Below are 26,106 nucleotides of genomic sequence, written 5' to 3'. Positions count from 1 at the left end.
TCGTCGCAAATGCTGCGGTTGACGGACCGGACGACGCGCTTTTGTTTACGCAATCGGCCGGAGATCGCCGAAGGGATAGATCCGCCTCGAACAACAACCAGGAGCTCGTTGCATCGCGCTGCACCTACTGAACCTGGGTCGAGACATGCTGATGATCTGCACGCCAGAACCGAACTCGAACCGGTCTGATCACCAGGTCAGCGCACCTTGCGGCGCACCGGAAACATGCCCCAGTGAGAACAACTGATCCACTCGCCGTGGTCGGTCGCGAATGCAGTTGCCGATGTGGTAGAGGTCATGATCGTCTCCTTACATTGTACGAACGATCTGGAAGTAGGAAGCGGCCACCGCGTCACCACTAAAATTCTGTTCAGGCGCGCCTGTCGATTGGCTGGTCATCGCGAGGGCAGCACCACGCTGCTGCGCGACAATCCGATTTCCGGCTCCGGATCCGGTCCGGCCTGAACCAGGCCATCATGGCGCATCGAGAGCTCCGAAACCGGTGACGTCGCCGCCCGTTCGAGCAGTGCATGCAGCTTCGGATGAAGCCCTTCGCCGCGCGACGCCGCGAGAGCGCTGAATTGATGAAAAGCGCACATTGTCGAACTCCTGGGCTGCTCGCGGCAAGATGTGGGACTGCTACGCGAGCACGCGACAACGATCGACCGCGAACGGCCGCGCAGATCGCGTGAAACGTAACCGGCCATGAGGAGGTAGTGGGTCGCGCCCGGATATCGATTAAATACGCGTTCATTCACCGGCGCCGCCGGCGGCGACGTCGGTTTCCGGATTTCAGCAGCGTGACCAGTCCATCGCTCGCCGCGCAAATGATCGATTTCATCGATCAGAACGGCCACATCAATCTATTAGATAAATTCGATGCCGAGAACCACAATTGGCGTAGCCCCTGGAGAGACGCCAATGACCGATGCGATCGATTTCCGCCGTTCTTCAATTAAACCCGTCATCCGCGATGCCATCGTGTCGCATATGGAACAGGCGCGCTCGGTCATTCCTGGCGTCGCGCTGGCCGGAGCCGTCGCGCTCGCCGCAGACCTGCTTCACAGGGTTCCGGGGGCCGCCACGTTCAGTCCGATGATTCTCGCGATCACGATCGGGATCGCGGTACGCAATCTTGTCGGCACGCCATCCTTCGCCGGCCCGGGAATTGCTTTCAGCATGCGCCGTCTGCTCCGGTCCGCGATCGTTCTGCTCGGCTTTCAGATCACGCTGGCCCGGCTTGCGGCCGTCGGCGCAATCGGTCTGTTCGTCGTGACGGCGACGCTCGTTGCCACCTTCGTATTCACTCTCGCAGCCGGTCGCCTGCTCGGCGTCGATCGGAAGCTCACCCAACTGATCGCTGCGGGCACCTCGATCTGCGGTGCTTCGGCAGTTGTGGCCGACCAACAGCGTCACCGAGGCATCCGACGAGGACGTCGCCTATGCGATTGCCTGCGTCACGATCTTTGGTTCGATCGCAATGTTCGTCTATCCCGTGCTGCCGCATCTTCTGCATCTCGACGGCGCCGCCTATGGGCTCTGGAGCGGGGCATCCATCCATGAGATCGCGCAGGTGGCCGCCGCTTCCTTTCAGAACGGCCAGCGCGCCGGCGAAATCGCGACGGTCGCCAAGCTTGCCCGTGTCATGTTGCTTGCACCCGTGGTCCTGGCCCTGGGCGTCGCGCCCCGGGCGGGAGCCAGGCGCGGGTCCAAAAGGCCGCCCCTCCCCTGGTTTGCTATCGGCTTTGTCGCGGTGGCCGCCATCAACAGTTTCGTGACGATCCCGGCAGACGCTAGAAGCGCAACCGTCACTCTGTCGACGTTCCTGCTCACGATCGCACTCGCCGCCATGGGCCTCGAGACCGACGTCTCAAGACTCTACGCGAAGGGCTTGCGGCCAGCTATATTGGGCGGGTTCGCCTTCCTGTTCATCGCAGCTTTCAGCCTGACGATCATCAAACTCATGGGGTGACCATGACGCTCGAACAACTCCGGATCTTTGCCGCGGTCGCCGACAAGCAGCACGTCACACAAGCCGCGCACGAACTGAATCTGACACAATCGGCCACGAGCGCGGCAATCGCCGCGCTCGAAGGGCGTTATGGCGTCAAGCTGTTCGATCGGGTGGGCCGCGGCATCGTTCTCACGCATATGGGCCGCTGCTTTCTCAACGAAGCGCGGGCGGTGCTGGCGCGCGCACATGCAGCCGAGCAGGTGCTGCGGGATTTTGCCGGGCTCACGGCCGGAAAGCTTGTGATTTCCGCCAGCCAGACGGTCGGCAGCTACTGGCTGCCCGCGAGACTGCTGGCATTTCAGGCGACCTATCCCGGCATCGAAATCGAAGTCAGGATCGCCAACACCGAACAAGTCGCGACCGACGTTCGCGAAGGCATGGGCGGATGTCGGCTTCATCGAGGGCGACGTCGACGATCCTGCATTGTCCGCCCGCCGCGTCGACACCGATACGCTGGTCGCTGTAGTGGGCGCACAACACCCGTTGGCGACCCAGCAGTCGCTTCCTCCTGACTGGATGATCAGAACACCATGGATCCTTCGCGAGCCGGGCTCCGGAACGCGCGCCATGTTCGAACGGGCCTTGAAGAAACGCGGGGTACGCCTCTCCGACTTGACGGTGCAGCTCGAGTTGGCTTCCAACGAGGCAATTCGAACGGCGGTCGAGACCGGCCGCTGTGCCGCGGCCATTTCCGATCTGGTGGTCGAAAAGGCGATTGCGGCGAAGCGGCTGTTCCAGCTGGACGGCGAACTGGCGAAGCGCTCGTTCTACGCTTTGCGTCACAAGGAGCGGCATGTGAGCAAGGCCGAGGCCGCGCTGATGTCCAGCATCGCTGCGGGCGCTGCCGCGTAGAAAGACCTGCGACCGCGGGCGACACTTCTGCGACAATTGAACTGATGCCTCGCCGGCAACGCCGCGAGCGTTGTCGCCGCGCACTACCGTCCGTGCGCATTCGATCGTGTCCGGTGATCGGAACGATCTCATCATCTCGTTGGATTGCTACCGCACCGCGGCCTACGTCCTAGAGAAGCGACAGGCACATCGAACACCGCCTGCCGGAAACATCGAGATGGAGATTCACAATGATCGGTTCGTACCGCGCATTCCTCGCGATTGTCGCGCTGGCCACCACGGCTTCGGTACTCGGTGCGCCGCTCGCGCAGGCCCACAACGAGATGCATTTTTCGAGCAAAGGGAGTATCATTCACTCGCATGAGCGGTTGCGCTTTAGCAACCGGCATCTGCCGTGCAGCCATCAGGCGCCGCAGCAGCAGGTCGCAGATCCGTTTGCGGACATGATCCTCGGATGAGCGATGCATGAAAGTGTATGCGTCACCTCGACAGGAGCTCTCGATGCAGCAACATCGCAACCAAGCACGCTCTCAAGCTCTGACTCGCCGCGCCATGCTTCGCACCATCGGAGTGGCGGGCATGGCGCTTGCATCCTCGTCGGCCTGGGCAGATCAATCGGTGGAGCTGCCGATCGCCGGCGGTCCGCGACAGCGGCCGGTGACGCACGACTTCCCGCAAAAGGGATCGATGATCCTGCAGCGCACCCGGCCACCGCTGCTGGAAACTCCAATGGAAGTGTTCGATCGCGGTGTATTCACGCCGAACGACCAGTTTTACGTGCGCTGGCACTGGGCCGTGATCCCGACATCGGTGGATGCAGCGGCCTTCAGGCTTTCCGTAAGCGGTCACGTCAATCAAGTGCTGTCGTTGTCGATCGGCGATCTGCTCAAGCTGCCTCGCGTGGAGCTTGCCGCCGTCAATCAGTGCTCGGGCAATTCCCGAGGCTTCTTTTCACCTCGTGTCCCCGGTGCGCAGTGGGCGCATGGCGCGATGGGCAATGCGCGATGGACGGGAGTGCTGCTCAAGGATGTGCTCGACCGCGCGGGCGTCAAGCCAGGCGCGATTCAGGTCCGCTTCAACGGACTGGACGAGCCTGTGGTACCCGAAGCGCCCGATTTCCGAAAGTCGCTCGACATCGATCACGCGCGCGACGGCGAAGTCATGATCGCCTTCGCGATGAACGGCGAGCAGCTGCCGTTGCTGAACGGCTTTCCGCTACGTCTGATCGTGCCCGGATGGTACTCGACCTATTGGGTCAAGATGCTCAGCGACATCGAAGTCCTTGATCGCGCGGACGACAATTACTGGATGGCGACTGCCTATACCGTTCCGGATACGCCGCACGCCAACATCGCGCCGGGCCAGACCGGGGTAAAGATGGTTCCGATCAGCCGCATGGTGCCGCGGTCCTTCTTCACGAATGTTGCGGAAAATGCGTCACTTCCAGCCGCCGCCAGCGCAACAATCCGCGGGATTGCCTTCGGAGGCGACACTGGCGTCTCCAAGGTCGAGCTTTTGATGGATGAGGGCCGGACCTGGCAACTCGCGACACTTGGCGATGACTTCGGAAAGTACAGCTTCCGCCGCTGGCAGATGAGCGTCCCCCTGTTGGAGAAGGGCCATCATTCACTCATGGTCCGCTGCACGAATCTGAGCGGCGACGTTCAGCCCGCAATGCCCAACTGGAACAACAGCGGTTTCATGCTCAATGCCGTCGAGACGGCCCATATCACCGCCATTTAGGAGCAATTTCATGCGCCACGCCATCATTGCCCTTGGCGCCTCGTTGGCTGCCCTGCTAACGCCGACCTCCGCCCGAGTCCAGCCCGCTCCGGAAATCACATCGACAACCGTGGAGCTTCCTGCGGGCGATGCGCTGTTTCCGGGTGAATCCAGCGCGGATGCTATCAACAATAACTGCCTGGCCTGTCACTCCGCGGACATGGTGTTGAACCAGCCTGCCCTCTCCAGGTCCGTCTGGGACTCCGAGGTCCGCAAGATGATCAAGGCCTACAGAGCGCCCATCAACGTAAAGCGACGTACCCGCGATCGTCGACTATCTCGTCAGCACTAAGGGGACGAACTAGCGTCAGGCCTGCGACCAGCCCGAGCTGGCGTTGTCCAGCCAGCGCTCGGTGTCTTCATCCGTCCAACCGGGAATGGCGAAGCGAGGACGGGCGGACATCGCCGCACCCGGAGCTGCCAATTGTTGTCGATGGCCGTGCGCACGTGCCGCGGGGGCGACCGGACCGTGCGTTGCCGCGGAAGCGGCGAACGAAATCAGCAGAAGACCAAACACCAGAAGACAACGCATTGAGATCACCCGAGATCGTTTTGCACGATCGATGCGGCGTGCGGGACGTGCGACCGGATCCTGCGGATCACATCGCGGGAGGCTGGCCACCGAGCTTGGATGGATCGTCGTAGCTGGGCGTGTCGTCATAGTAGGTCTGCGGTCGAACGGCTGCATAGGACTCCCTCGGGACGGTGAAGGTTTGCCCATGATGCGTGATGGCCCGATGTCGGGTGTGGGTACCATGCAAGGGAGCCGCGCTCGCACATGCGGTCAGTGAGATCAAGAAGCCTGCGGCTAAAAGAGTACGCATCGAACTTTCTCCAGTTGTTCACCTTCTGGAAGTGATGCGCGTCGTTCGTGATCCCAATCTGCACGGGCTGCACGAAATATCACATTACCGGCATCGTCCGTCGCGGCACCAGCGATCGCCTTCGAGGCCGGAACGACTCGAACCGGCGCACGCACAAGAGCTCAGGACAACAATCTGCGCCAGCTATTTCCAGTACTGGGCGACAAGCGGAACAACGAGTCCGATCAGGACGCCGTTTAACCCGATGCCAACCGCGGCGAATGCGGCACCAAGCTCGTTGCGTGCCGCGACCTGGGCCGCCGCGACGCCGCTCCCGGCAATTCCGGCCGCAAGACCGTGGGCTCGCCAATCGTGGATGTTCAGCGCGGTCAACATTTTCCGACCCGCGACTGCCGCTACAATACCGCCAAGGATCGCGAGCGCGGCCGTCAGTGCCGAAATGCCACCGACCTGGCTGGAGACCGCGACCGCAATCGGCGTGGTCGCCGCTTTCGGCGCCATCGAGAACGCAACCGCGCGTGAGCCTCCAAGGAGCCACACCAGACCAATCCCGCTGAGGATCGATGTAACGGAGCCCGCCAGCAATGCAAGTCCAACACTCAGAAGATTCTCCTTGATGAGCCGGGCACTTCGCGCCAGCGGAACGGCCAAGGCGACAGTTGCCGGGCCGAGCAGAAAATTGATGGGCTGGGTTGCCGCAAAATAGACCCTGTAATCGGTCCCGGTCATCACGACGGTGCAAGCTACGAGAATGATGGCCGTGAGCACCGGGCTTGCGAAGCTCGAACCACCGCAGGCCCGCTGCAGCGCGTTACCGAGGGCGTAAGCCGACAGCGTTACCACGAGCCAGAGCACGGGCGTCGCACCAAGCGAAATCCAGAGTCGATCGATTGCAAGCATTGACAACAGCCTGACGTCGTTCAACGCGTCTTCACGCCTCGCACGGTGTCCGGCGACCGCCTCGCGGCGCGGCGGCGAATGCTCCAATGCATCACCAACCCGGTGACGGCGAGGCTCAGCAATGTCGATCCAATCAGGCCCGCGGCAATCGGCAGCCATTCCGCCCGCAGTACCCCAGTCTCCGCAATGAGACCCACGCCGGCCGGCACGAACAGTAGCCCCAGGTGACGGATCAAGGTTTCAGCAGTGTGCTCCACGCCGGCAATCACCGGCGACTTCGCGGCCGGCCCTTCCATTCTCAAGACCAGCGCGGCGGCCAGAATCGACATGCCGATCACCGGTCCCGGTACGGGAAGCGCAAGAACCTGGTGAAGCAGATCGCCGGCGAGTTCGCACGCCAGCAGAACAAGAAACGCGGGGACGATCATTTGCTACGGCGGCGTGCGCGAGTTCAACATCCGCGACAGATCGACCCCTCCAGCATTTTTTCAAGCCGCGCATCCTCCTTGTCGATGGCTGGGTTCGTGCCGAGCAGCGGCGCTTTCATGGCGTGGCCGATCCCACCGGACGACGGCAGCGCAGTACCCAGGGAATTCGTTCCCGGCGTGGCGGCACTCGTACCGAGCGCGCGCCCCATCGACATGTGCGATCCCATGGATCCCCCCATACCGCCGCGGGCAAATGCCGTGGTGACGGAGAGGGTGAGACAAAGTGCGAAGCAAAACAGGGACAACAGTTTCATGACTCGTGTTCCAGGCGTTGAGATGACCTGAACTTGAAGTAGGCGTCACGCGCGGTCCGCGCCGAGCACGATCGCGAGAGCGATCCTGACAAGGAATACAGACTCGGTACGGCGGACGTGGACGACCTCAGTTGGATTTCGTCGTCTCAGACGGATGATCCGCGACAATGCGCAGTTCCTGTCACGTAGACCTGCGAGGGTGTCACAACGGCCGATTCCGCCACGGATGCGGCCGCGACGCACGATTGCCGCCGGACCTGGACAGCACATATTGGCCAGCGTGGCGGACGAATGTCTGTATGCAGTTGGAGCCTTGGCAAGGTTCGGGTGCATCCGGGCACTGGAGGAGCGAATAGTCGAGCCGAACGACGTTTGAGTTATCGTCGTATGTCGCGAAGTAGTGACCTGCTTCAGCATTGGCGCCGCACCTGGCCCAAACAACCCTCCTGATTCCGGATGGAAGGCGAGCGATCCTTCCGGCACTCATTGGAGGATCAGAGGGGACGACCGGCACCGCATAACCAGGCGACGCCCAAGCCGAGACTGCCATGCAGATCAGTATGAATGGAATTCGTTGCATGTAGCACCTTCGCAGACCGCAGTTCCTCAGGAGGGCATCTCCGATGATTAGATCATCCAGACTTAAGACTAGGCGGTAGATGCGCTCCGGCAAGGATCATGACAGCGAATTGAAATCTCTGATCAGGGTCGCGGGCGCGCGGCCGGCACCCGACTGCCCGGAGCTATCGCGCTCCGCTCTCGAAAGTGAGTTGGATTGGTCGGCCCCGGTGCCTACGTTTACTTCGACAATCGAGCGTCTGGGATTTCGAATGCGTAAACATATCTGTGCGACGGCCGCCCTTCTGTTGAGCGGTGGCAGCTGTCTGGCGCAAGTCTCGACCATGGGCACGACCGCCATGGCCATTCCGACAACACCGGGTGCGATTGTGTCGTCTCCGCTGGCAGGGCCAAGTCCGTTCACGAGTCTGTTCTCGGCCGCGACCATTCCCGGTGCGCCGGCAACCACTCTGGCGGCGCCCCCGCTGGCGCAGGATCCGACACTTCCGGGAACGAGCGTGAATTGCGCGCCGACCGAAGTGGAGCTTTCGCCGTCCGTGGACAGCGTCACTTCCACGAGCAGCAGCGCTTCCGCGAGTCCCACGGTGGCGATGAGCGCAGAAATCCCAATGGGTACCATCACCGGCATGTTGGGGCCGAGCGCACCGACAACGGGTACAAGCTTGTCGCCGACCTTGCCGGCGGCCATGCCCGTGACCATCGTAGCCACGGTCACCGGCAGCACGACAGGCACGGTCGCACCAGCGTCGATACTCGCTGGCTCCACACCAGGAAGCTCGTGCACGTCGGCGCCCGGGAGCACGCTGACCAATGCTGCGGCCTTGCCCGCCTCCACACCCGCCGTCCCGCAAGGACCTCCACCGGGAACCATTCAGTCGCCAACGGCGGATGCCGACACGGCCGAGACCAGCATCAGCCCCGCACCGGACGTCGTGCCAGCCCCGAACACGGCCGCATGCAGCGAAAGCATTTCGATGGACCTCGCCAGTCCGGCCCCGACGAATCCCGCCGACACAAGTGGCGGTGCAGCCATGCAGGGCAGATCGCTCCCCGCAGGCTGCTAAGCAGAACTTATCGCCAAGGATGAATCGTTCCAAGACAAGCCGCCGAGCAGCTCTTCCCGCCCCCCTCAACCCTTCCGGCGAAGGCGAGCCCGGCCTCAGGCTCACCGGGCCGGACGCCTCAGCAAATCTGCGGGTCGTCTCCGTGGTCGCAGATTCCGCCTGGCTGGTCCGAGGGCGCCGCACTATCGGCGCCAACGGATGGTACGGACATCCAGGGATGGCCGTCGATTCCATCAGCAAACGGAAAGTCGCTCGCATGATGAGCGGCGTGCCGCTCGAGCATGTGGCTCTCACGTGCGCTTGCAGCCGACGCAAACATCGCGGTGGCAATCAGTGCCGCCGACAAGATCTTCAACATTGTCATCAACCTTCTCCATTCAAACACAAAGCATGTTTGCTCTGTGAGTGAGGTGCGGATTGATGCGGAAATCCGAATGCAAGACTTGCTCACAGCTCCTCAATCAGCCGTGAGCCGTTCACGATCCTCTTTGCTCAGTCAAGGCAGGTCAGCGAAGGCAATCGATGGCTTCTTGACGGTCGGTGAGTGGCGGTTTCGAAAGCATCAGCGAATCGCGAAACCACGCCCCACTTGAATCCGGATATCTTCAAACTTGATTCACTAGGCTGCCTGACATCACGGATCGAGCATCCATCGCCGACCGCGCCGAGCTAGCTAGTCTGCGGTCCGCGAACGGAGACCCGGCTTCCCTCCGTCAGGTTCAGCATCGGGTTGAGAATCACCTGATCACCCGGCTTGACGCCCTGGTGCACCTCGACCTCCGTGCCGAAATCGCGGGCGATCGCAACCTTGCGCATATGAACCACACCGTCATCGACGACTGCAACATGCAGGCCATTTTCATCGAAGACAACCGCGTCCGCAGGGATGATCATCGACTGCGTCTTGCGTGGAATGAACAGCTCGACGGTGCAATAGATGCCCGGCTGAAGCGCACCGTCCGGATTGGGCACGTCGATCTCGGTTAGCAACGTGCGACTCCCGGGCTGCAACGCGGTGGCGATCCGCGTGACCTTTCCCGGAAACACCCGCCCTGGAATCTCTGGAACCCGGATGACGGCATCGACACCCGGCTGGACGCCGAACGCCTCGTCCTGGGGAACGAAAACCTGGGTGCGGATGACGTTCGCATGCATCAGCGTGAACATGAATGTCGAACCGGCTTGCACGAGGCTGCCATTGTCGATGTTGCGCTGGGTGATTACGCCGTCGAACGGAGCCACCACGCGCTGATAGGCCTTGTCCTGCTGCAAAACCTTGATCTGGGCTTGCTGAGCCGCGATGTTCGACTTTGCCACTGCCTCGGCCGCCTGCTGTGCGCGCAGCGTCAGGCGGTCATTGTCGCCCTGCTGGGCGGTCAGCCATCCCTGTTTGACGAGACCGCTGTCGCGCGCGTTGGTGACTTCGGCGAGTTCGCGGCTCGCCTGCGTTTGCTGCAGGGTTCCCTCGGTCTGCGCCAGCGTGGCCTGGGCCTGCGCGACCTGGTGGTCGAGTTCAGGCGCGACGATCTCGGCCAGCAGCGCTCCTGCTTTCACCCGATCGCCGATATCGACGTAGCGCTTTTCGACGTAACCGCTGGTCCTGGCAAATATGTTGGCAGCTTCGAAGGCGGCCGTTGTCGCCGGCAAGGTAACGTTTATCTTGCTGTCGCTGGCGCGGACACTTGCGACCCGGACTTCGGGCACAAACCTCCGCGCTTGTTCGGACGTCGCGGCCACGTCACGCCCGGCCTGATAATGACGCCACCCACCCAAGGCGAGCCCTCCGACGAGCAAGACCAGCGCCGCCGAGCCGAACACGGCTGCTCCGGATCGCCGACCGGGCCTGTCCTCGGTCCTCAGGAAACGTCCGTTCGCCTCACTCGGCCGATCGAGGTCGTGGAGCGTCCGGTCGGGCCGCACATCTATCTCTGTCATGCCTCAGATTCCTCGAACAAGCCATGCCGCGGCTTTCCATCATTCCCCTTACGCAGCATGGCAAAGAGATAAGGGACGATGAGCAGGGTTGTCGGCGTTGCAAACAGCAGTCCGCCGATCACGGCGCGCGCGAGTGCCGCGTTCTGCTCCTCGCCGGCACCGCCGATCGCCATCGGGATCATGCCAACGATCATCGCTGCGGCGCCGTCATCAGCACCGGCCGAATCCGGGTGCGACCGGCGCTCAGTGCCGCCTCGAAGGCGGAATACCCCTTCAGCTGCTGCTCGCGCGCAAAGGTCACCAGCAGGATGGAGTTCGCCGACGCAACACCGACAGACATGATTGCACCCATCAATGAGGGGACATTGAGCGTGGTCCCGGTGATGAACAGCATGGTCACGATGCCGCAGAGCGTCGCGGGCAAAGCCAGGATGACCACGAAGGGCTCACCAAAGCTCTGGTAATTCACGACCATCAGCAGATAGACGAACACCGCCGCGAACACGAGCCCGATGCCGAGATCCCGGAACGAGTCGTTCATGCTCTGGATCTGGCCGAGGACCTGGATCGAATTGCCGGGCTTTAATTGCTTTTGCAGTTCGGCAGTGACCCTGCCGATGTCAGCCGCGACGCCGCCGAGGTCGCGGCCCTGCACGCTGGCATAGACCTCGTAAACCGGCTGGACGTTGCTCTGATTGGCGTTGGTCGGCACCGTATCGCGCTTGAAGGTCGCGATGTTGCTGAGCATGCCCGGCACCGTCTGGCCACTGGCGGCGAGCGACGTCGACACCGGCGTGTTGGCGAGCGCATTGAGCGAATTGACCTTGTATTCCGGTGTCTGCACGGCGAGGTAGTAAGGAATGCCGGAGCTCAGATCCGTCCAGAAATTCGGCGACACCTGGACCGACGAGCTGAGGCTGACATTGATGTTGGTCGCGACCGTGCTGGCGTTTAGGCCGAGCTGAGCGGCACGGGTCCTGTCGATATCCGCATAGAACGCCGGACCATCGATTTCCTGCTGGAGATGGGCATCGACGATACCCGCAATGGCGGCCAGCCGCTTCTGAAGCTCCTTGGCGACCGCCAGATTGTTGGCTCCATAGCCGACAGTCCGAACGTCGATCTGCGCCGGCAGTCCGAAGTTCAGTATCTGGGTGACGATGTCGGCGGCCTGGAAATAGAAAGTGTCCTCCGGGAACGATGCCGGTAGGAGCTGACGCAGCTTCTTGACGTACTCCGCAGTCGGCTTGTGACCATCGCGGAGCGAGATCAGAATGACGCCGTCATTGATGCCGATGGTCGAGCCGTCGGCGAAGGCCAGGTTATACGCCCGCGCCGGCAGCCCGATATTGTCGACGATGAGCGAACGATCCTTCTCGGGAATGACTTCGCGGATCTTGTCTTCGACCTTCTGGAATATGGCCTCCGTACTCTCGATCCGAGTTCCCGCCGGCGCGCGGACATGGAGCTGGATCTGGCCACCGTCGATCAATGGGAAGAAATCCCTTCCCACCAGGCTTAGCATCACCGCGCCCAGGCCAAGCATCAGGATCGCGGCAATCGGCACGACGGCGCGGCGTCGAAGCAGCAATCCGAGAAGCCGGGAGTAGCCGTCACGCAGCCGCTCGAAGCTGCGCTCGAAACCGTTGGACAGGTGTGAGAACAGCCCGTCGGAGACTTCGCCGTGGACGTGCCGGCGCTCCCCCCTTCAGCAGCAAACCAATCGTGATCGGCGTCAGTGTCCGCGACAGCCCGTAGGACGCAAGCATCGCGAACACGACGGCGAGGCCCAGCGGCGTAAACAGGTATTTGGCGGGCCCCTCGAGGAACACCACCGACGTGAACACGCAACTGATGGCGAGGGTGGACACCAGCGTGGGTACCGCGATCTCGGCCGCGCCATGCAGGGTTGCGTCCGCGAGCGACATGCCCTCCTCCGTCCACAGCCGGTGGGTGTTCTCGATCGTGACGGTCGAGTCGTCGACCAAGATTCCGACGGCCAGGGCGAGGCCGCCCAGCGTCATTGTGTTCAGCGTTTCTCCGAGGAAGTAGAGCACGACAAGCGACGACAGGATCGCCAGCGGGATTGAAATCATCACCACTAGGGTCGAGCGCCACGAACCCAGAAACAGGAGGATCATCATGGCGGTCAACCCGGCCGCGATCGCTCCTTCCCGGAGCACGCCATTCACCGAATTCGTCACGAAGACCGACTGGTCGAATAACTCCGTGATCTTGAGCCCGGGAGGTGCGGCAGCGCGAACCGCAGTCAACGCCTTCTTCACGCCGTTGACGACTGCCAGCGTCGAGGCATTGCCATTCTTGATGATGCTGAGAAGGACCGAGCGACGACCGTCCTCGCGGACGATGTTCTGCTGCACCATCGAGCCATCGCGCACCTGGGCAACGTCCTTCAGCAAAATGGTGGCGCCATTCGAGAACTTGACCGGGATCTTGTTGAGGTCGTCGATGGTCGCTGGCGTCGCATTGGTACGCACCGTGTACTGAATGTCTCCCATTTTCGCGGTGCCGGAAGGCAGCGTAAGATTTTGAGTGTTGACCGCGTTGACGATATCGAGCGGCGTCAGGCCTCGGGACAAGAGCTTGTCGGGATCGATGTCCACCATGATCTGCCGGTATTTGCCGCCGGCCGGTGTGGGCAGAGTGACGCCGGGAACCGGCGCAAGCTGCTGCCGGACACGATAACAATGCCGAAATCATAGAGTTGCTGCTCGTTGAGCTTGTCCGAATTCAAGGCGAGCTGCAGTACGGGAACGCTCGACGCATTGAACTGCACGACGATCGGCGGCTGGATGCCCGGCGGCATCAGCGCGCGAATCGAGTTGGTCGCGGAGACGATCTGCGCGATAGCAAGGTCGAGATTGACGTCGGGCTGGAAATAGATCTTCTGCACCGACAGACCGTTGAGGGTCTGCGACTCCATGTTCTTGATGCCATTGACATTGGCGCTGATGGAATACTGGCTGTATGTACTGACGCGCTGCTCCATCTCCGGCGTAGACAGCCCCGTATACTGCCATATGACAGTCACCACAGGGATACGTATCTCCGGAAAGATGTCCGTCGGCATCGACCACAGCGCCGCACCACCCAGGAACAGGATCAAAGCCGCCACCACGTAGAAGGTGTGCGGAAACCTCAACGCAAATCGGACGATTCCCATTCAAAACCCCTGCGCGCCAGGCGGCGCAAAACGCTCGGCAGGACACCCCGTCGATCGGCCAGCCGCCTCAATCAAGTTGGAATTCGGTCGCGCAAAGATGAAATGACGAAGCCATCGCGCAATTTCACCTTTTGGTCAGGCATCGCGCAACCGTGATCGGCCGCCGCTCCCGCTCACATCGAGACAAGCCTGCACAAACCAGCGCACAGGCTCGATGCTCGTGCGCCTCACGCAGCCATTCCGTCGCCGGCTGCCCGGGTTGCTTGTATCGTCGCGCGCTTGACCTTGGCGAATGCAGACGTCTCGATCTGTCGCACCCGCTCGCTCGAGATCGATAGTTCGCAACCGAGTTGGTCAAGGGTCAATGGAGGCTCCGCGAGCCGTCTGGCCTCGAAGACGCGCCGCTCGCGCTCGGTCAAGACCTCCAGCGCGGCACGCAGCGCCGCCGACCTGCGGGTCGTCTCGTCATGCTCCGCGACGATCTCCTCCGCATCCGGAGCATCATCGAGAAGCATCGCTTCCCATTCTGTCGACCTATCGCCATCGCCGATACGGGTATTCAGGGACAGATCGCCACCGAGCCGGCTATCCATTTCGATCACGTCGCGGACGGTCACATCGAGCTTGTCCGCAATGGCCTGGGCAACCTCCGGGGTCAGCGCCACAGTCTCGCCTGCGAGCTTCCTCATTTCGCCGCGCAGCCGGAAGAAGAGCTTCTTCTGCGCTGCCGTCGTGCCGATCTTGACCAGAGACCACGAGCGCAAGATGAATTCGTGGACGGTCGCCTTGATCCACCACACGGCATAGCTCGAAAACCGCGCGCCGTGTCCAGGTTCAAAGCGGGAGGCTGCAATCACGAGCCCAAGATTGGCTTCCGCGATCAGGTCGGCGATGGGAAGACCGTACCCCTTGTAGCCGCGCGCCACCTTGGCGGCGAGGCGAAGATGGCTCGTAACCAGTTCATCGGTCGCGCTTCTGTCGCGCCGCTCCTGCCAGCGCCGCGCGAGCTGTTGCTCCCGGCCGCGCTCGAGCAGGTCGTAGCGCCTGATGGCTGCGGAATAGGCGAGAATGCCAGCCGACTGCAGTGCTGGCACTCCGGTGACATTGGCGGTGGCCTTTTGAACCTGCATTTGCTGCTCCTACGTTGGTCCGGCACCTCAACTGTAGGAAGACCGCAGACTGGGCGGCCACTAAATTGAGCTTAAGAAATCTGAATTCGGGTTTAACCAGCGTTGACGCGTCTCGCTCGCCGAACCCTAAAACCAATTTTAATTGAGCTGATCGCCCCCCCTTGGCATCTTCAAGGCAGCAACACGCACTCGTCTGCGTGACACCGACCACATTAGCTTGCCATGGAGTTCGATGTGCCGTTCTTTTCCCGTGGATTCGTGCGCAGACGCGCTATCTCGCTAGCAACCAGCCTATCGGTCATGGCGACATCATTTGCTCTCGCGCAAAATCCGAAGCCCGGTTCCGAAGCCCGCACGAAGGATGCGGACGAGCAGCAGTTTCTGTTCGATATCGACCTTGCGGTGAGCAACATCAGCCGCATCATGATGCCGGCGGACGACATCGATCGTGATTTCGTCAATGTGATGGTCCCTCACCATCAGGGCACGATCGATATGGCGAGCGCGGAGATCAAGTACGGCCACAACGACGAACTTCGGCAGCTCGCCAGGAGAATGGTGAGCCAGCAGAAGCTGGAAATCTCATCCCTGCGTCACGCGCTGCCGGCCGGCGTCAATTTGATGCCATCGACCGGCGCGGAGGCTGCCGCGCGCTTATCGAATTGATGGCATCTCGCCACATCGTGAAGACTTGACAGCACTGTTCATCCGGAGCGATTCAAGATGTCCGTCCAGATCCATGATCCCCTTCGGCAATTGCTGGCGCATCCCGCCCCAGGCGGCAACGAGACGGGACGTTCGGCGTCCGTTGCAGGTGGCCGCCTGTCGCCCCTTCCGCCGACGGCCGCCGAGACAGAGTCCAGAGATCAAGTCGTTCGGTCGCTGCTTGAGGCCCTGAAGGTCGCTACGCACAACAATGATCGTCAATGCATGGAGGCGCTTCGGCTTGCGATCGCGGTCAGACAGTTTGGTCTGGGGTCTGCCGAGGAGCAATCGACCAGGGCCGATCAGGCCACGGTTCGCGGCCGCCATGTCCAGGGGCTGCAGAAATGGCGGCTCAAACGTGTCGTCGACTACATCGATGCCAGCATATCGTCGAAAATGACCTCGCGCGATCTGGCTGCCATCGCAGGACTCAGCCGCATGCACTTCGCCTCTCAATTTCGCGTGGCGACGGGCCTTCGCCCGCACGAATTCCTGCTGCGGCGGCGTATTCGACGCGCTGCGGAATTGATGAGGGACACCACGATGCCGATCATGGAGATCGCGCTTACGGTCGGCTTCCAGACCCAAGCCCATTTTACGACCGTCTTCAAACGGTTTACGGGATGCACGCCCCGGTGCTGGCGGGTCGGCAACCACATGTCGCCGCGGTCCGAACTCGGGCTGACCGCCACAGAACTCCTGTGACAGCGCCCGGTCTGCCGATGTGAGCCAGGCGACGGCAGCTGGAACCAGCCCCGTCGATTTCGAGGCTTGCCTGTGGAATGACCGCGCCGCTGCCAGAAGCGGGGCGGCGGCATCAGACCACGGCCTGGTGAACGCCGAACCGTCTCTCGAACTCGGGGACATTCACGATCCCCCGGCGGTGGGTTCCGGCACCAATCTTTCCAAGATCATTCCACGCCTCGATCTCGAAGAGAACGCTCTTTGCGCCAACGCTTTTGACGCGCGCAAGCGCGCGTACCCGACCGCCGATCGGCGTGGCCGCCAGATGCCGGATATCGACCGACATGCCGACGCTGACGTAGCCCGGCGGGAGGGCGGCTGCGACCGCGAGGCCGGCGGCCATTTCCATGTGCAGGATCATCATCGGGGTCGCATAGACTTGCGGCATGCCCGGAACGAAATGCCCGACCGTCATATCGGTGGTGACCACAATCGACACGGCTGGCAGCCATGCCGATGGCGATATTCGTGCTCGGCTTCATCTGTCTCAATTCCTCTGATCGCTTCAGTCCTGTGGCGCAGACCCGTCCGTGACGTTGGCGCCCGCGCGCTCGATCCGGATCGGGACACCCTTGGAAGACGGCGTGAAGCTAAGGCGATCGTGCGCATAGAGCGGCACAAGCGGATTGGTCTCCGGGTAGTAGGCCGCGCAGCAACCGTTCGGGAACGAGTATCCGACCACGCGGAAGTTGCGCACCCGCCGCTCTCGACCGTCCGTCGACACGGTCACCAGATCGACGCGATCGCCGTCTGCGAGCCCGCGCTTGTCCAGCTCGAACTGATTGAGGAACACAATGTCGCGTTGGCCGTAGACGCCCCGGTAGCGATCGGACAGCGAATACAGCGTGGTATTGTACTGATCATGGCTGCGGATTGTGCTCAGCCAGAGCGTCTCCGGATGATCGTCGATCGGATCTTCGCCGAGGCCCTCGAAGACCAGAAAATTGGCTTTGCCGCCGGGTGTCACCCAGATGCGCTCGCGCGCGGTCGAGACCAGATGGAATCCGCCGGGCATGCGAATTCGTGCGTTGTAGGCCTGGAATATCGGCAACACGCTCTCGATCGCCTCGCGAATAAGATCGTAGTCGGCGACGAAGCCGTCCCACTCGACGACGGAGGACTGCCCTAACGTCGCCCGGGCCATGCCGGCAACGATCGCGGGTTCACTCAAAAGATGCTCGGAGGCAGGCTGGTTGCGACCGGCCGATGCGTGCACCATCGACATGGAGTCCTCCACGGTGATGGACTGCGGCCCGGTCGCCTGGACGTCAATCTCCGTGCGGCCAAGGCAGGGCAGGATCAGGGCATCGCGCCCGTGAATCAGGTGACTGCGGTTGAGCTTGGTCGAGATGTGGACCGTGAGATCGAGCCGCCTGAGCGCATCTTGCGTCAGCTGCCAATCGGGAATTGCGGCCGCAAAGTTGCCGCCCATCGCGATGAACACTTTCGCTTCACCGCGAATCATCGCTTCGAGCGCCGTGACGACATTGTGACCGTGCGCACGAGGTGCCTTGAAGCCAAAGCGGGATTCCAGCCGATCGAGGAAATCTCCGGACGGTGTCTCGGTGATGCCGACCGTACGATCTCCCTGCACGTTCGAATGGCCGCGAACCGGGCAGATGCCCGCGCCTTCACGGCCGACGTGACCGCGAAGAAGCGCGAGATTCGCCAATTGCTGGACGTTTTGTGCGCCGCGCCGATGCTGGGTGATGCCCATACCGTAGACGATGATCGCACGCTCGGCTTTCATGTAGACATGCGCGGCATATTCGATCTCTTCGCGGCTGAGCCCCGAGCAACGCTCGATGTCGATCCATTGCGTGGCCCTCAGGTCACTTGCCAGTTCATCAAGGCCGTGGGTGTGGTCACGGATGAAATCCCAGTCCAGAACGGCCTGCTCGCCGCTCGCTCGCGCCGCAGCGTCTTCATCAACCAAAACCTTCATGAGGCCCTTGATCACGGCGACATCGCCGCCGACACGCACCTGGTAGAGCTGCGAGCTGATCTGCGTCGAGCCTAACGTCGCCATCTCGACCGGGCTCTGCGGGGCCTGAAACCGTTCCAGTGCGCGTTCACGGAACGGATTGAACGAGATGATCGAAGCACCACGGCGGGCGGCATCGCGCAAATTGGTCATCATGCGCGGGCTGTTGGTGCCGGGGTTCTGGCCAAAGATGAAAATGCAATCGGCCTCGTCGAAATCCTCCAGCAAGACCGTCCCCTTGCCCACGCCGATGGACTGCGGCAAGCCGACGCTCGTTGCCTCGTGACACATGTTCGAGCAGTCGGGGAAATTGTTGGTGCCGTACTCGCGCACGAAGAGCTGATACAGAAAGGCGGCCTCGTTCGAAGTGCGGCCGGACGTGTAGAACTCCGCCATGTTCGGGTCTGGCAGCGCCTTCAGATGGCGACCGATGATCGAGAACGCCTCGTTCCAGCTCACCGGGAGGTAGCTGTCCGTCGCTCCATCATAGGCCATCGGATGCGTGAGGCGGCCTGCCATCTCGAGATCATAGTCACTCCAGGTGGCAAGTTCGGTCACCGAGTGCTCGGCGAAGAACTCCGGCGTGCAACGCTTGGCGGTCGCCTCCCACGCTACAGCCTTCGCACCATTCTCGCAGAACTCGAATGACGAGGTGTGCTTCGGATCGGGCCAGGCGCACCCGGGACAGTCGAACCCTTCGGGCTGATTCATGCATCGGAGCGTAGTCGCTCCCTTGATCGGAATCCGCTGCTCAATCAGATGTTCGCTAAGCGCCTTGAGTGCACCCCACCCACCAGCCGGATGATGATAGGGGCGAATTGTCTTCCGTTCCGACATCGCAAGAACCTCTGCGGGGACCGATGCAGAACATTTGCAAATCCGGTTGCCGACTTTCTTTCAAGAATGCCGGCTCGTGGCGACGCGCCAGACCGGAGACATCGTAGTGCATTCTCGAAAAGCTGACGTCCTCTCTGGATTGGTACTTGTCGGCGCTTTCCTAACTCCATGGAGAGAGACCGCTGTTGACGGCTCGGCGATGCAATCTTCCTGGAGATGCGATCATGATTTCGAGACGAAACCTACTGGCGGCCTCGGCAATGGGCGCGGCAATGACAGTGTCCGCAGCGAAGGCCGGCTCCTTCGGCAATCCGGATGAGCCGCCCCAGGGCGCCATCAACGCGAAGGGCTCGGGAAACCTCCGCGATCCGGGCCCGCAGAGTGAGGCTCTGGGCAATCAATTTCCTTCCGCGCAATCTCCCCCGGCCACCGATGTCGGCGACATGCCGACACCGTGGGCGTCCTTCAACACCGCGCCGAAACGCATCCAGAATGGCGGATGGGCGCGCCAGGTCACTGTTGCCGATTTTGCCATTTCCAAGGAGATCTCCGGCGTCAATATGCGCCTGACCGCCGGCGGCATCCGCGAGCTGCATTGGCACCAGGCCGCCGAGTGGGCCATCATGACCTATGGCACCTGCCGTGTGACGGTGCTCGATGCGCACGGTCGTCCCTATGTCGCGGACGTCAAGGAAGGCGATCTCTGGTATTTCCCGCCGGGAGCGCCGCATTCACTGCAGGGCTTGGGCCTGGATGGATGCGAATTCGTGATCTGCTTCGATGATGGGCATGCCGACGAATTCAACACCTTGCTCGTCTCGGACTGGTTCGCTCACACACCGCCCGAGATCCTGGCCAAGAACTTCGGCGTTCCGGCGGACGCATTCGCCAGGATCCCGCTGCACAACCTCTGGATTTTCCAGGGCACCGTGCCCGGCGACCTTGCCGGCGACCGCGCCGCCATCCAGAAGGATGCCCCCGTCGCCACTCATCCTTTCGTCTTCCCGCTCGGATCCTCCCGTCCGTTCAAATCGTCCGATACTGGAAGCATCCAGATCGCCGATAGCAGTAATTTCAAGGTTTCAACGGCAGTGTCGGCCGCACTGGTCACAGTTCGTCCGGGCGGCATCAGGGAGATGCACTGGCACCCCAATGCGGACGAATGGCAGTATTATATCAAGGGCAAGGCGCGCATGACCGTGTTTGACACCGGTCCGAACGCGCTGACGATGGACTTCAATGCCGGCGACATCGGTTATGTCCGGCGCAACCTCGGGCACTATGTCGAGAACGTCGGCGACACCGATCTACAATTCATCGGCGTGTTCCGATCCCCGCACTACGAGGAAATCTCTCTCTCCAACTGGCTCGCGCATACGCCACCGAAACTCGTGGCGCAGCATCTGAATGTCGACGAAGCCACGATCGCGAATTGGCCCGACAATGCGCCGGGCGTCATGGCGAAGCGATAAACGAGGCGGTTCGAACCCGGTTAGAAGCCATCGATCAGCAGAACTGATCGATGGTTTTCTCATTGGTCGGCATTTTGCTCCAGGCACGTAAGCGTCGGGAGTATGGCTTGCATTCCGATGACGCAACGTCGTCACATCGCCTTCACGTCGTCGAACGATTTGGCGATCTGCCTCAACTTTTCCGAGAGCGCCAAAAACTCCGCTGCGCGCCGATCGCTTTTGCGCCAGGCCAGTCCTACCTTTCGCGAAAACGTCGTGCCCGGCAGCCGCGAATAAGCAACGGCATCCCGCTCGGATACGGCCAGGGCGGGCACGAGCGTGCAGCCCTCGCCTGCAGCGACCATATATTTCAGCGTCTCCAGGCTGGTGGCGAGACGATTGGTCCGGCCAGGAGCGGAGCACCCGGCGAGCGCCTGCTCGCGCAGGCAATGGCCTTCCTCCAGGAGCAGCCGTTCCTCGGCATCAAGCGCGTCCCAGGTCGGACCGCCCTTGCGGGACGCGGGATGCCCCTTCGGGCACGCCAGCAGGAACGACTCGGAAAATATCCCGGCACTTGTTAATGCCCCGTCGGTCTGCGGCAACGAGAGAAGCACGGCGTCAACTTCGCCGCCGATCAGCTTGGGCACGAGCTCGCCGGTGAGACCCTCGCTCAGAACAAGAGTGAGTTCTGAGTATTTCGTGCGAAGCGCCGGTAATATCCTTGGGAAGAGATACGGCCCGAGCGTCGAAATCGCGGCGAGCCGCAGCACACCACCGAACGGCTTGTCCGACCGCTGGACGATCGTGAAGAGAAGCCGCGCTTCCGCCAGCACGCGACGGGCTTGTTCGACAAAGGACTTGCCTTCGGCCGTGACAATGACGCGCCGTGTGGTGCGCTCGAAGATCACCATGCCGAGCCAGACCTCGAGCTTGCGAACCTGCGCGGATAGCGATGGTTGCGCGACCCGACAGTGCTCCGCGGCCCGGACAAAGCTGCCGTGGTCCGCGATGGCAACGACATATTCGAGATCGCGCAACGAAAGGCCGCTCAGGTTCATCGCACAGACCTCCACTTATAGGTCACGACTATCGAACTAGATAATGACAGGGCCCGCATCTATCAATCCATGCGCACATCATCAGCTGAAGCGTCCGCCGCCCCGAGCCCGAGGCGATGGCCGGGATCGATGGGCCCTTGAGCCAGGATCCGCGGACCCCTCGCGTTGTGGCCGACGGAACCGCTTTTTCGCCTTTCACATGTGGACAGACACGAGCGCGGATACGGAGATGTACGGCTTCCGCTTCTGCCGCCGCCAAACCGATGGCCTTTCGAGTCCACGCCTCAAGCCAAAACCGACGCGACCGAAGCGATCTGGCCGCATCGCCGTGCAAATGCGCAATGCAGGCCGGATCAATCTGGTTACTTGAGTGCGGCCGCCTTGAGCGAAAGCAGGATTGTCGATGGTCCGATTGAACAACGAGCAAAGCTGCTCTGGCGATGTTCGGTCCAGCGTCAAGGCTCGCGTGCCATCCCCTAACGAACTCCGGATTGTGAGGCACCACCTCTCAATCCGATAGCATTCTTGTCATTCTCCTATCGATCAAAGGATGACAACTTTCCTTTCACCACCAATGCAGGAGCACCCCAGTGAACGACAAGGCTCAGAGACCGTATTTGACGCACGCATCCGGCGCACCGGTCACGGATAACGTCAACATCCAAACAGCCGGACCGCGCGGACCGGCGTTGCTGCAAGACGTCTGGCTGATCGAGAAGCTCGCGCATTTCGACCGGGAAGTCATTCCCGAGCGGCGAATGCACGCCAAGGGTTCGGGCGCTCACGGCACATTCACGGTCACCCACGACATCACCCGCTACACCAAAGCCGGGATCTTCTCGGAAATTGGCAAGCAGACGTCGATGTTTGCGCGGTTCTCGACGGTCGCGGGCGAGCGCGGCGCGGCGGACGCCGAGCGCGACATCCGAGGGTTCTCGCTCAAATTCTATACGGAAGAAGGCAACTGGGACATGGTGGGCAACAACACGCCGGTCTTCTTCTTTCGCGATCCGCTACGCTTTCCCGATTTGAACCACGCCATCAAGCGCGACCCCTATACGGGCATGCGGAGCGCTGACAACAACTGGGACTTCTGGACGCTGCTTCCCGAGGCGCTGCACCAGGTCACCGTGGTCATGAGCGAGCGCGGCATCCCCAGGAGCTACCGTCACATGCACGGCTTCGGTAGTCACACCTACAGCCTGCTCAACGCAAGCAATGAGCGCGTCTGGGTGAAGTTTCACTTCCGCACCCAGCAGGGCATTCAGAACCTGACTGACGCAGAGGCACAGTCTCTTGTCGGCCAGGATCGCGAAAGCCACCAGCGAGACCTCTTCGGCAGTATCGAGCGAGGCGAGTTTCCGCGCTGGACCCTGTTCATTCAGGTGATGACGGATGAGCAGGCGACGAAATTTGCCTACAACCCGTTCGATCTCACCAAGGTCTGGCCGAAGGCCGACTATCCGCTCATCGAGGTGGGCTATTTCGAGCTCAATCGGAACCCCGAAAACGTCTTTGCCGAAGTCGAGCAGGCAGCGTTCTCACCTGCCAATATCGTGCCGGGTATCGGTTACTCGCCGGACAAGATGCTGCAGGCGCGCTTGTTCTCCTACGGAGACGCGCAGCGGTACCGGCTCGGTGTCAACCATCACCACATTCCGGTCAACGCACCGAAATGCCCGTTCCATAGCTATCACCGCGACGGCGCCATGCGGACTGACGGCAATCTTGGTCGTACGCCGACGTACTGGCCAAACAGCCGCGGCGAATGGACCGACCGGCCGCAGCTGAACGAGCCGCCTCTCGAGATCACCGGCGCTGCCGCCCACTGGGACCACCGGCTGGATGACGATCACTGGCAGCAGCCAGGAAATCTATTCCGCAAGATGACCTCGGCGCAGAAGCAGACGCTGTTCGACAACACCGCACGCCAGGTGGGCCAGGCCGCAAGGCACATCCAGGAACGCCACGTCGCCAACTGCGCAAAGGCGGACCCCGCCTACGGCAAGGGGGTCGCCGACGCTCTCGCCAGGTTCGCCGAGGGCAAGCTCTAGCCATCGTCAGAAGACGGCGAGACCTCGCTTGGACGCATGCCCGCGCCGATCGGCGCGGGCACAGCGAGGCACCGCTCCCTTCGCGCATCGCGTCCGGTTGGGATGATCTCAGGAGGAGCCCGAGCATGTTCGACTACATTGGCAGCTTCGAATGCGCCATCAATGCTCTCAAGCAAGAGCAACGATATCGCGTGTTCGTCGATCTGGAACGCCGAGTGGGACAATTTCCCCATGCCGTTTGGAATGGACCGGACGGCAAGCAGGACGTCGTCGTCTGGTGCTCGAACGACTACCTGGGCATGGGTCAGCATCCGAAAGTCGTCGAAGAGATGTGCCGCGCTGCGCGCAGCATGGGAGCGGGCGCAGGAGGCACCCGCAACATCTCGGGGACAAATCGTGCACTCGTCGAACTGGAGGACGAAATCGCCGACTTGCACGGCAAGCAGGCCGCCCTCGTCTTTACATCGGGTTATGTCTCGAACCAGACCGGCATCGCGACGCTTGCGAAGCTTCTCCCGGACTGCGTCATCCTGTCCGATGCGCTCAATCACAACTCCATGATCGAGGGGGTGCGTGCGGCCGGTTGTGCGAAGGAGATCTGGCGGCACAACGATATCGAGCACCTGGAGCAGTTGCTCTCGCGCGCAGCGCCAAACCGCCCCAAGTTGATCGTCTTCGAAAGCGTCTACTCGATGGATGGAGACGTCGCGCCGATCAAGCAGATCTGCGATCTCGCAGATCGTTACGGAGCAATGACGTATCTCGACGAGGTGCACGCGGTCGGAATGTACGGGCGGCGCGGTGCCGGCATTGCCGAACGCGAGGGCATCATGGATCGGGTTGATGTTGTCGAAGGGACGCTCGCCAAGGCCTTCGGTACGCTCGGCGGCTATCTTGCCGGGCGAAGCGCCGTCATCGATGCGGTGCGATCCCATGCGCCGGGATTCATCTTCACGACCGCGCTGCCGCCGGCCGTTGCTGCCGCAGCGAGAGCGTCGATAGCCCACCTCAAGGCATCGCACCGCGAGCGCGATGCGCAGCGCATGTCCGTAGCAGCCACCAAATACGCTCTGCGCAAGGCCGGCTTGCCCGTGATGCCAACCGAAACGCACATCGTGCCGGTCATGGTAGGGGATCCCGAGCTGTGCAGGCGGGCGAGCGAGCTTTTGCTCCACCAATGCGCCATCTATATCCAGCCAATCAACTATCCGACCGTCCCCAGGCGCACCGAACGACTGCGAATTACACCGACGCCGGCACATGATGCTCGGCTGGTCGAACAGTTGGTCGACTCCATGGTCTGGGTCTGGCGGGAACTCGGTCTCCCCCTGGCAAAGCGGCACCAGCCTTCGGAGCGCCCCGGATTGACATTAGCCGCGGCCGGCTACTGAGCGACATCATCGCAAATGCGGCCTCTTTAAACTCGGAGCCGCCCTGCCGTCTTGCCCGGCGCGGAATCAGTCTATGAGGACGTGCACATGACCATTCTGCACTCCAACGCCGGCGGGCAGACGAGTTCCCGGAAGATCGGGGTGCTGTTGCGCAATCTCGGTACTCCGGACGGGACGGACTATTGGTCGGTCAGACGATGTCTCTCCGAGTTCCTGTCCGATCGACGGATGGTCGGAGCGCCAAGGCTACTCTGGCTCCTTGTCCTGAATCTATTGATCCTCGCCAAGCCACCACGACGAAAGGACAAGGACTACGGCGATCTTGAACTACGCCCGGAATGAGAGCCCGCTCAAAACCATAACGAGGTCGCAGGCAGAGAAGCTTGAGCAGTGGAGGGCCTGCTCGGAAACACACCTTGCGAAGTCGTCGTCGAGTGGGGGATGCGATACGGAAATCCGTCCCTGAAAGCCGCCATCGAGCGCCTGGGGGCGAAAGGATGCGATCAAATCCCCCTTCGTCCCGCTCTATCCGCAGTATTCAGCCGCCTCGAGCGCAACCGCATGCGACAAGCTCTTCGAGGTCCTTGCAGCCATGCGACCAACCGGCGTTGCGCATAGCCGCGACTCATTTCGAAGAAGCGGCGTATATCGATGCAATCGCGGATTCAATGACCGAGGGCCTGCTTAGCGCCGCCCTCGAGCCCGACGATATCGTCGCGTCGTTTCATGGCATGGCGCTCGACACCCGGCTGATGTAGCCACGATGCGCAGAGCGCGACGATCACCGGGATAGCACAGCCAGGCTGGTGATAACTCCAAACATTACAATCCAGGTGATGATCAGGTCTCTGGGCATATTCAAGCGCTTTCGGTTCA

21 protein-coding genes and 3 pseudogenes are annotated in these 26,106 nt (G+C 61.7%); 11 read left to right on the top strand and 13 right to left on the bottom strand.

Annotated features, from left to right (window positions below; all coding sequences use genetic code 11):
* Window positions 1–395 precede the first annotated feature (395 nt).
* Entirely contained in the window at window positions 396–857 is a 462-nt protein-coding gene (locus ACVWW1_RS00740; protein WP_456654476.1) for a hypothetical protein, read from the bottom strand.
* Window positions 858–990: 133 nt separating this feature from the next.
* Here ACVWW1_RS00740 and ACVWW1_RS00735 point away from each other — a divergent pair.
* The 5 genes and pseudogenes from ACVWW1_RS00735 to ACVWW1_RS00715 all read left to right on the top strand — a co-directional run bounded on the left by ACVWW1_RS00735 (window position 991) and on the right by ACVWW1_RS00715 (window position 4,940).
* Window positions 991–1,972: pseudogene (locus ACVWW1_RS00735) on the top strand (YeiH family protein).
* 2 nt (window positions 1,973–1,974) lie between these two features.
* Window positions 1,975–2,866: pseudogene (locus ACVWW1_RS00730) on the top strand (LysR family transcriptional regulator).
* Between the two features lie 230 nt (window positions 2,867–3,096).
* Window positions 3,097–3,324: a hypothetical protein gene (locus ACVWW1_RS00725; RefSeq protein ID WP_456654475.1), complete on the top strand. Its 228-nt coding sequence runs from the start codon at window positions 3,097–3,099 to the stop codon at window positions 3,322–3,324.
* Between the two features lie 121 nt (window positions 3,325–3,445).
* Window positions 3,446–4,609: a molybdopterin-dependent oxidoreductase gene (locus ACVWW1_RS00720; RefSeq protein ID WP_456654474.1), complete on the top strand. Its 1,164-nt coding sequence runs from the start codon at window positions 3,446–3,448 to the stop codon at window positions 4,607–4,609.
* A gap of 10 nt (window positions 4,610–4,619) precedes the next feature.
* Window positions 4,620–4,940: a cytochrome c gene (locus tag ACVWW1_RS00715; RefSeq protein ID WP_456654473.1), complete on the top strand. Its 321-nt coding sequence runs from the start codon at window positions 4,620–4,622 to the stop codon at window positions 4,938–4,940.
* A 15-nt stretch (window positions 4,941–4,955) separates the two neighbouring features.
* Here the strand turns inward: ACVWW1_RS00715 and ACVWW1_RS00710 are convergent, their stop codons facing one another.
* From ACVWW1_RS00710 to rpoH, 9 genes and pseudogenes are all read right to left on the bottom strand, one after another.
* Window positions 4,956–5,180, bottom strand: a complete 225-nt coding sequence (locus ACVWW1_RS00710; RefSeq protein ID WP_456654472.1) for a hypothetical protein — start codon at window positions 5,178–5,180, stop codon at window positions 4,956–4,958.
* A gap of 475 nt (window positions 5,181–5,655) precedes the next feature.
* Entirely contained in the window at window positions 5,656–6,327 is a 672-nt protein-coding gene (locus ACVWW1_RS00705; protein ID WP_456654471.1) for an LrgB family protein, read from the bottom strand.
* Window positions 6,328–6,392: 65 nt separating this feature from the next.
* Window positions 6,393–6,800, bottom strand: a complete 408-nt coding sequence (locus ACVWW1_RS00700) for a CidA/LrgA family protein (RefSeq protein ID WP_456654470.1) — start codon at window positions 6,798–6,800, stop codon at window positions 6,393–6,395.
* Between the two features lie 23 nt (window positions 6,801–6,823).
* Window positions 6,824–7,114, bottom strand: coding sequence for a hypothetical protein (locus tag ACVWW1_RS00695; protein ID WP_456654469.1), 291 nt, complete (start codon window positions 7,112–7,114; stop codon window positions 6,824–6,826).
* Between the two features lie 676 nt (window positions 7,115–7,790).
* Window positions 7,791–8,528 carry a hypothetical protein gene (locus ACVWW1_RS00690; RefSeq protein WP_456654468.1) on the bottom strand — a complete coding sequence of 246 codons (738 nt, stop codon included), beginning with the start codon at window positions 8,526–8,528 and terminating at the stop codon, window positions 7,791–7,793.
* Between the two features lie 36 nt (window positions 8,529–8,564).
* The gene (locus tag ACVWW1_RS00685; RefSeq protein ID WP_456654467.1) at window positions 8,565–8,726 is read right to left on the bottom strand and encodes a hypothetical protein; all 162 of its coding nucleotides are present in this window, start codon (window positions 8,724–8,726) and stop codon (window positions 8,565–8,567) included.
* A gap of 700 nt (window positions 8,727–9,426) precedes the next feature.
* Complete coding sequence (locus ACVWW1_RS00680) at window positions 9,427–10,575, bottom strand: efflux RND transporter periplasmic adaptor subunit (RefSeq protein WP_456654466.1); 1,149 nt, start codon at window positions 10,573–10,575, stop codon at window positions 9,427–9,429.
* A 113-nt stretch (window positions 10,576–10,688) separates the two neighbouring features.
* Window positions 10,689–13,876, bottom strand: a pseudogene (locus ACVWW1_RS00675) (efflux RND transporter permease subunit).
* Between the two features lie 227 nt (window positions 13,877–14,103).
* Window positions 14,104–15,006 (bottom strand): RNA polymerase sigma factor RpoH, encoded by a 903-nt coding sequence (gene rpoH / locus ACVWW1_RS00670; RefSeq protein ID WP_456654465.1) that lies wholly within the window; start codon window positions 15,004–15,006, stop codon window positions 14,104–14,106.
* Between the two features lie 222 nt (window positions 15,007–15,228).
* Here rpoH and ACVWW1_RS00665 point away from each other — a divergent pair, with 222 nt between their 5' ends.
* Both ACVWW1_RS00665 and ACVWW1_RS00660 read left to right on the top strand, forming a co-directional pair.
* Window positions 15,229–15,672, top strand: coding sequence for a DUF305 domain-containing protein (locus tag ACVWW1_RS00665; protein ID WP_456654464.1), 444 nt, complete (start codon window positions 15,229–15,231; stop codon window positions 15,670–15,672).
* A 264-nt stretch (window positions 15,673–15,936) separates the two neighbouring features.
* Window positions 15,937–16,416: a helix-turn-helix domain-containing protein gene (locus tag ACVWW1_RS00660; protein WP_456654463.1), complete on the top strand. Its 480-nt coding sequence runs from the start codon at window positions 15,937–15,939 to the stop codon at window positions 16,414–16,416.
* A 112-nt stretch (window positions 16,417–16,528) separates the two neighbouring features.
* Here the strand turns inward: ACVWW1_RS00660 and ACVWW1_RS00655 are convergent, their stop codons facing one another.
* Entirely contained in the window at window positions 16,529–16,870 is a 342-nt protein-coding gene (locus ACVWW1_RS00655; RefSeq protein ID WP_456656581.1) for a thioesterase family protein, read from the bottom strand.
* 90 nt (window positions 16,871–16,960) lie between these two features.
* Window positions 16,961–19,276, bottom strand: a complete 2,316-nt coding sequence (locus ACVWW1_RS00650; RefSeq protein ID WP_456654462.1) for an FdhF/YdeP family oxidoreductase — start codon at window positions 19,274–19,276, stop codon at window positions 16,961–16,963.
* Between the two features lie 224 nt (window positions 19,277–19,500).
* On the opposite strand from ACVWW1_RS00650, the gene ACVWW1_RS00645 reads away from it, so the two are divergent.
* A complete protein-coding gene (locus ACVWW1_RS00645; protein ID WP_456654461.1) occupies window positions 19,501–20,748 on the top strand; it encodes a cupin domain-containing protein in 1,248 nt (415 codons plus the stop codon).
* A gap of 131 nt (window positions 20,749–20,879) precedes the next feature.
* Here the strand turns inward: ACVWW1_RS00645 and ACVWW1_RS00640 are convergent, their stop codons facing one another.
* Window positions 20,880–21,785, bottom strand: a complete 906-nt coding sequence (locus ACVWW1_RS00640) for a LysR substrate-binding domain-containing protein (RefSeq protein ID WP_456654460.1) — start codon at window positions 21,783–21,785, stop codon at window positions 20,880–20,882.
* Between the two features lie 590 nt (window positions 21,786–22,375).
* On the opposite strand from ACVWW1_RS00640, the gene ACVWW1_RS00635 reads away from it, so the two are divergent.
* From ACVWW1_RS00635 to ACVWW1_RS00625, 3 genes are all read left to right on the top strand, one after another.
* Window positions 22,376–23,839 (top strand): catalase, encoded by a 1,464-nt coding sequence (locus tag ACVWW1_RS00635; protein ID WP_456654459.1) that lies wholly within the window; start codon window positions 22,376–22,378, stop codon window positions 23,837–23,839.
* 125 nt (window positions 23,840–23,964) lie between these two features.
* On the top strand, window positions 23,965–25,230 hold the full coding sequence (hemA, locus tag ACVWW1_RS00630) for a 5-aminolevulinate synthase (RefSeq protein WP_456654458.1): 1,266 nt from the start codon (window positions 23,965–23,967) through the stop codon (window positions 25,228–25,230).
* 87 nt (window positions 25,231–25,317) lie between these two features.
* Window positions 25,318–25,572: a ferrochelatase gene (locus ACVWW1_RS00625; protein WP_456654457.1), complete on the top strand. Its 255-nt coding sequence runs from the start codon at window positions 25,318–25,320 to the stop codon at window positions 25,570–25,572.
* Window positions 25,573–26,106: the final 534 nt, after the last annotated feature.

Source organism: Bradyrhizobium sp. JR3.5, from assembly GCF_054057015.1.
The sequence above is the reverse complement of the archived record's forward strand: the minus strand, read 5'-3'. Positions and strand labels throughout refer to the sequence as shown.

Bases quoted from the DNA above. Each gene is read 5' to 3' on its own strand.
- ACVWW1_RS00695 (WP_456654469.1), bottom strand. From the start codon at position 7,114: ATGAAACTGTTGTCCCTGTTTTGCTTCGCACTTTGTCTCACCCTCTCC.
- ACVWW1_RS00685 (WP_456654467.1), bottom strand. From the start codon at position 8,726: ATGGCTGCACCGCCACTTGTGTCGGCGGGATTCGTCGGGGCCGGACTG.
- ACVWW1_RS00645 (WP_456654461.1), top strand. From the start codon at position 19,501: ATGATTTCGAGACGAAACCTACTGGCGGCCTCGGCAATGGGCGCGGCA.
- ACVWW1_RS00640 (WP_456654460.1), bottom strand. From the start codon at position 21,785: ATGAACCTGAGCGGCCTTTCGTTGCGCGATCTCGAATATGTCGTTGCC.
- ACVWW1_RS00655 (WP_456656581.1), bottom strand. From the start codon at position 16,870: ATGACGGTCGGGCATTTCGTTCCGGGCATGCCGCAAGTCTATGCGACC.
- ACVWW1_RS00715 (WP_456654473.1), top strand. From the start codon at position 4,620: ATGCGCCACGCCATCATTGCCCTTGGCGCCTCGTTGGCTGCCCTGCTA.
- hemA (WP_456654458.1), top strand. From the start codon at position 23,965: ATGTTCGACTACATTGGCAGCTTCGAATGCGCCATCAATGCTCTCAAG.
- ACVWW1_RS00660 (WP_456654463.1), top strand. From the start codon at position 15,937: ATGGAGGCGCTTCGGCTTGCGATCGCGGTCAGACAGTTTGGTCTGGGG.
- ACVWW1_RS00700 (WP_456654470.1), bottom strand. From the start codon at position 6,800: ATGATCGTCCCCGCGTTTCTTGTTCTGCTGGCGTGCGAACTCGCCGGC.
- ACVWW1_RS00720 (WP_456654474.1), top strand. From the start codon at position 3,446: ATGGCGCTTGCATCCTCGTCGGCCTGGGCAGATCAATCGGTGGAGCTG.
- ACVWW1_RS00665 (WP_456654464.1), top strand. From the start codon at position 15,229: ATGGAGTTCGATGTGCCGTTCTTTTCCCGTGGATTCGTGCGCAGACGC.
- ACVWW1_RS00725 (WP_456654475.1), top strand. From the start codon at position 3,097: ATGATCGGTTCGTACCGCGCATTCCTCGCGATTGTCGCGCTGGCCACC.
- rpoH (WP_456654465.1), bottom strand. From the start codon at position 15,006: ATGCAGGTTCAAAAGGCCACCGCCAATGTCACCGGAGTGCCAGCACTG.
- ACVWW1_RS00710 (WP_456654472.1), bottom strand. From the start codon at position 5,180: ATGCGTTGTCTTCTGGTGTTTGGTCTTCTGCTGATTTCGTTCGCCGCT.
- ACVWW1_RS00650 (WP_456654462.1), bottom strand. From the start codon at position 19,276: ATGTCGGAACGGAAGACAATTCGCCCCTATCATCATCCGGCTGGTGGG.
- ACVWW1_RS00625 (WP_456654457.1), top strand. From the start codon at position 25,318: ATGACCATTCTGCACTCCAACGCCGGCGGGCAGACGAGTTCCCGGAAG.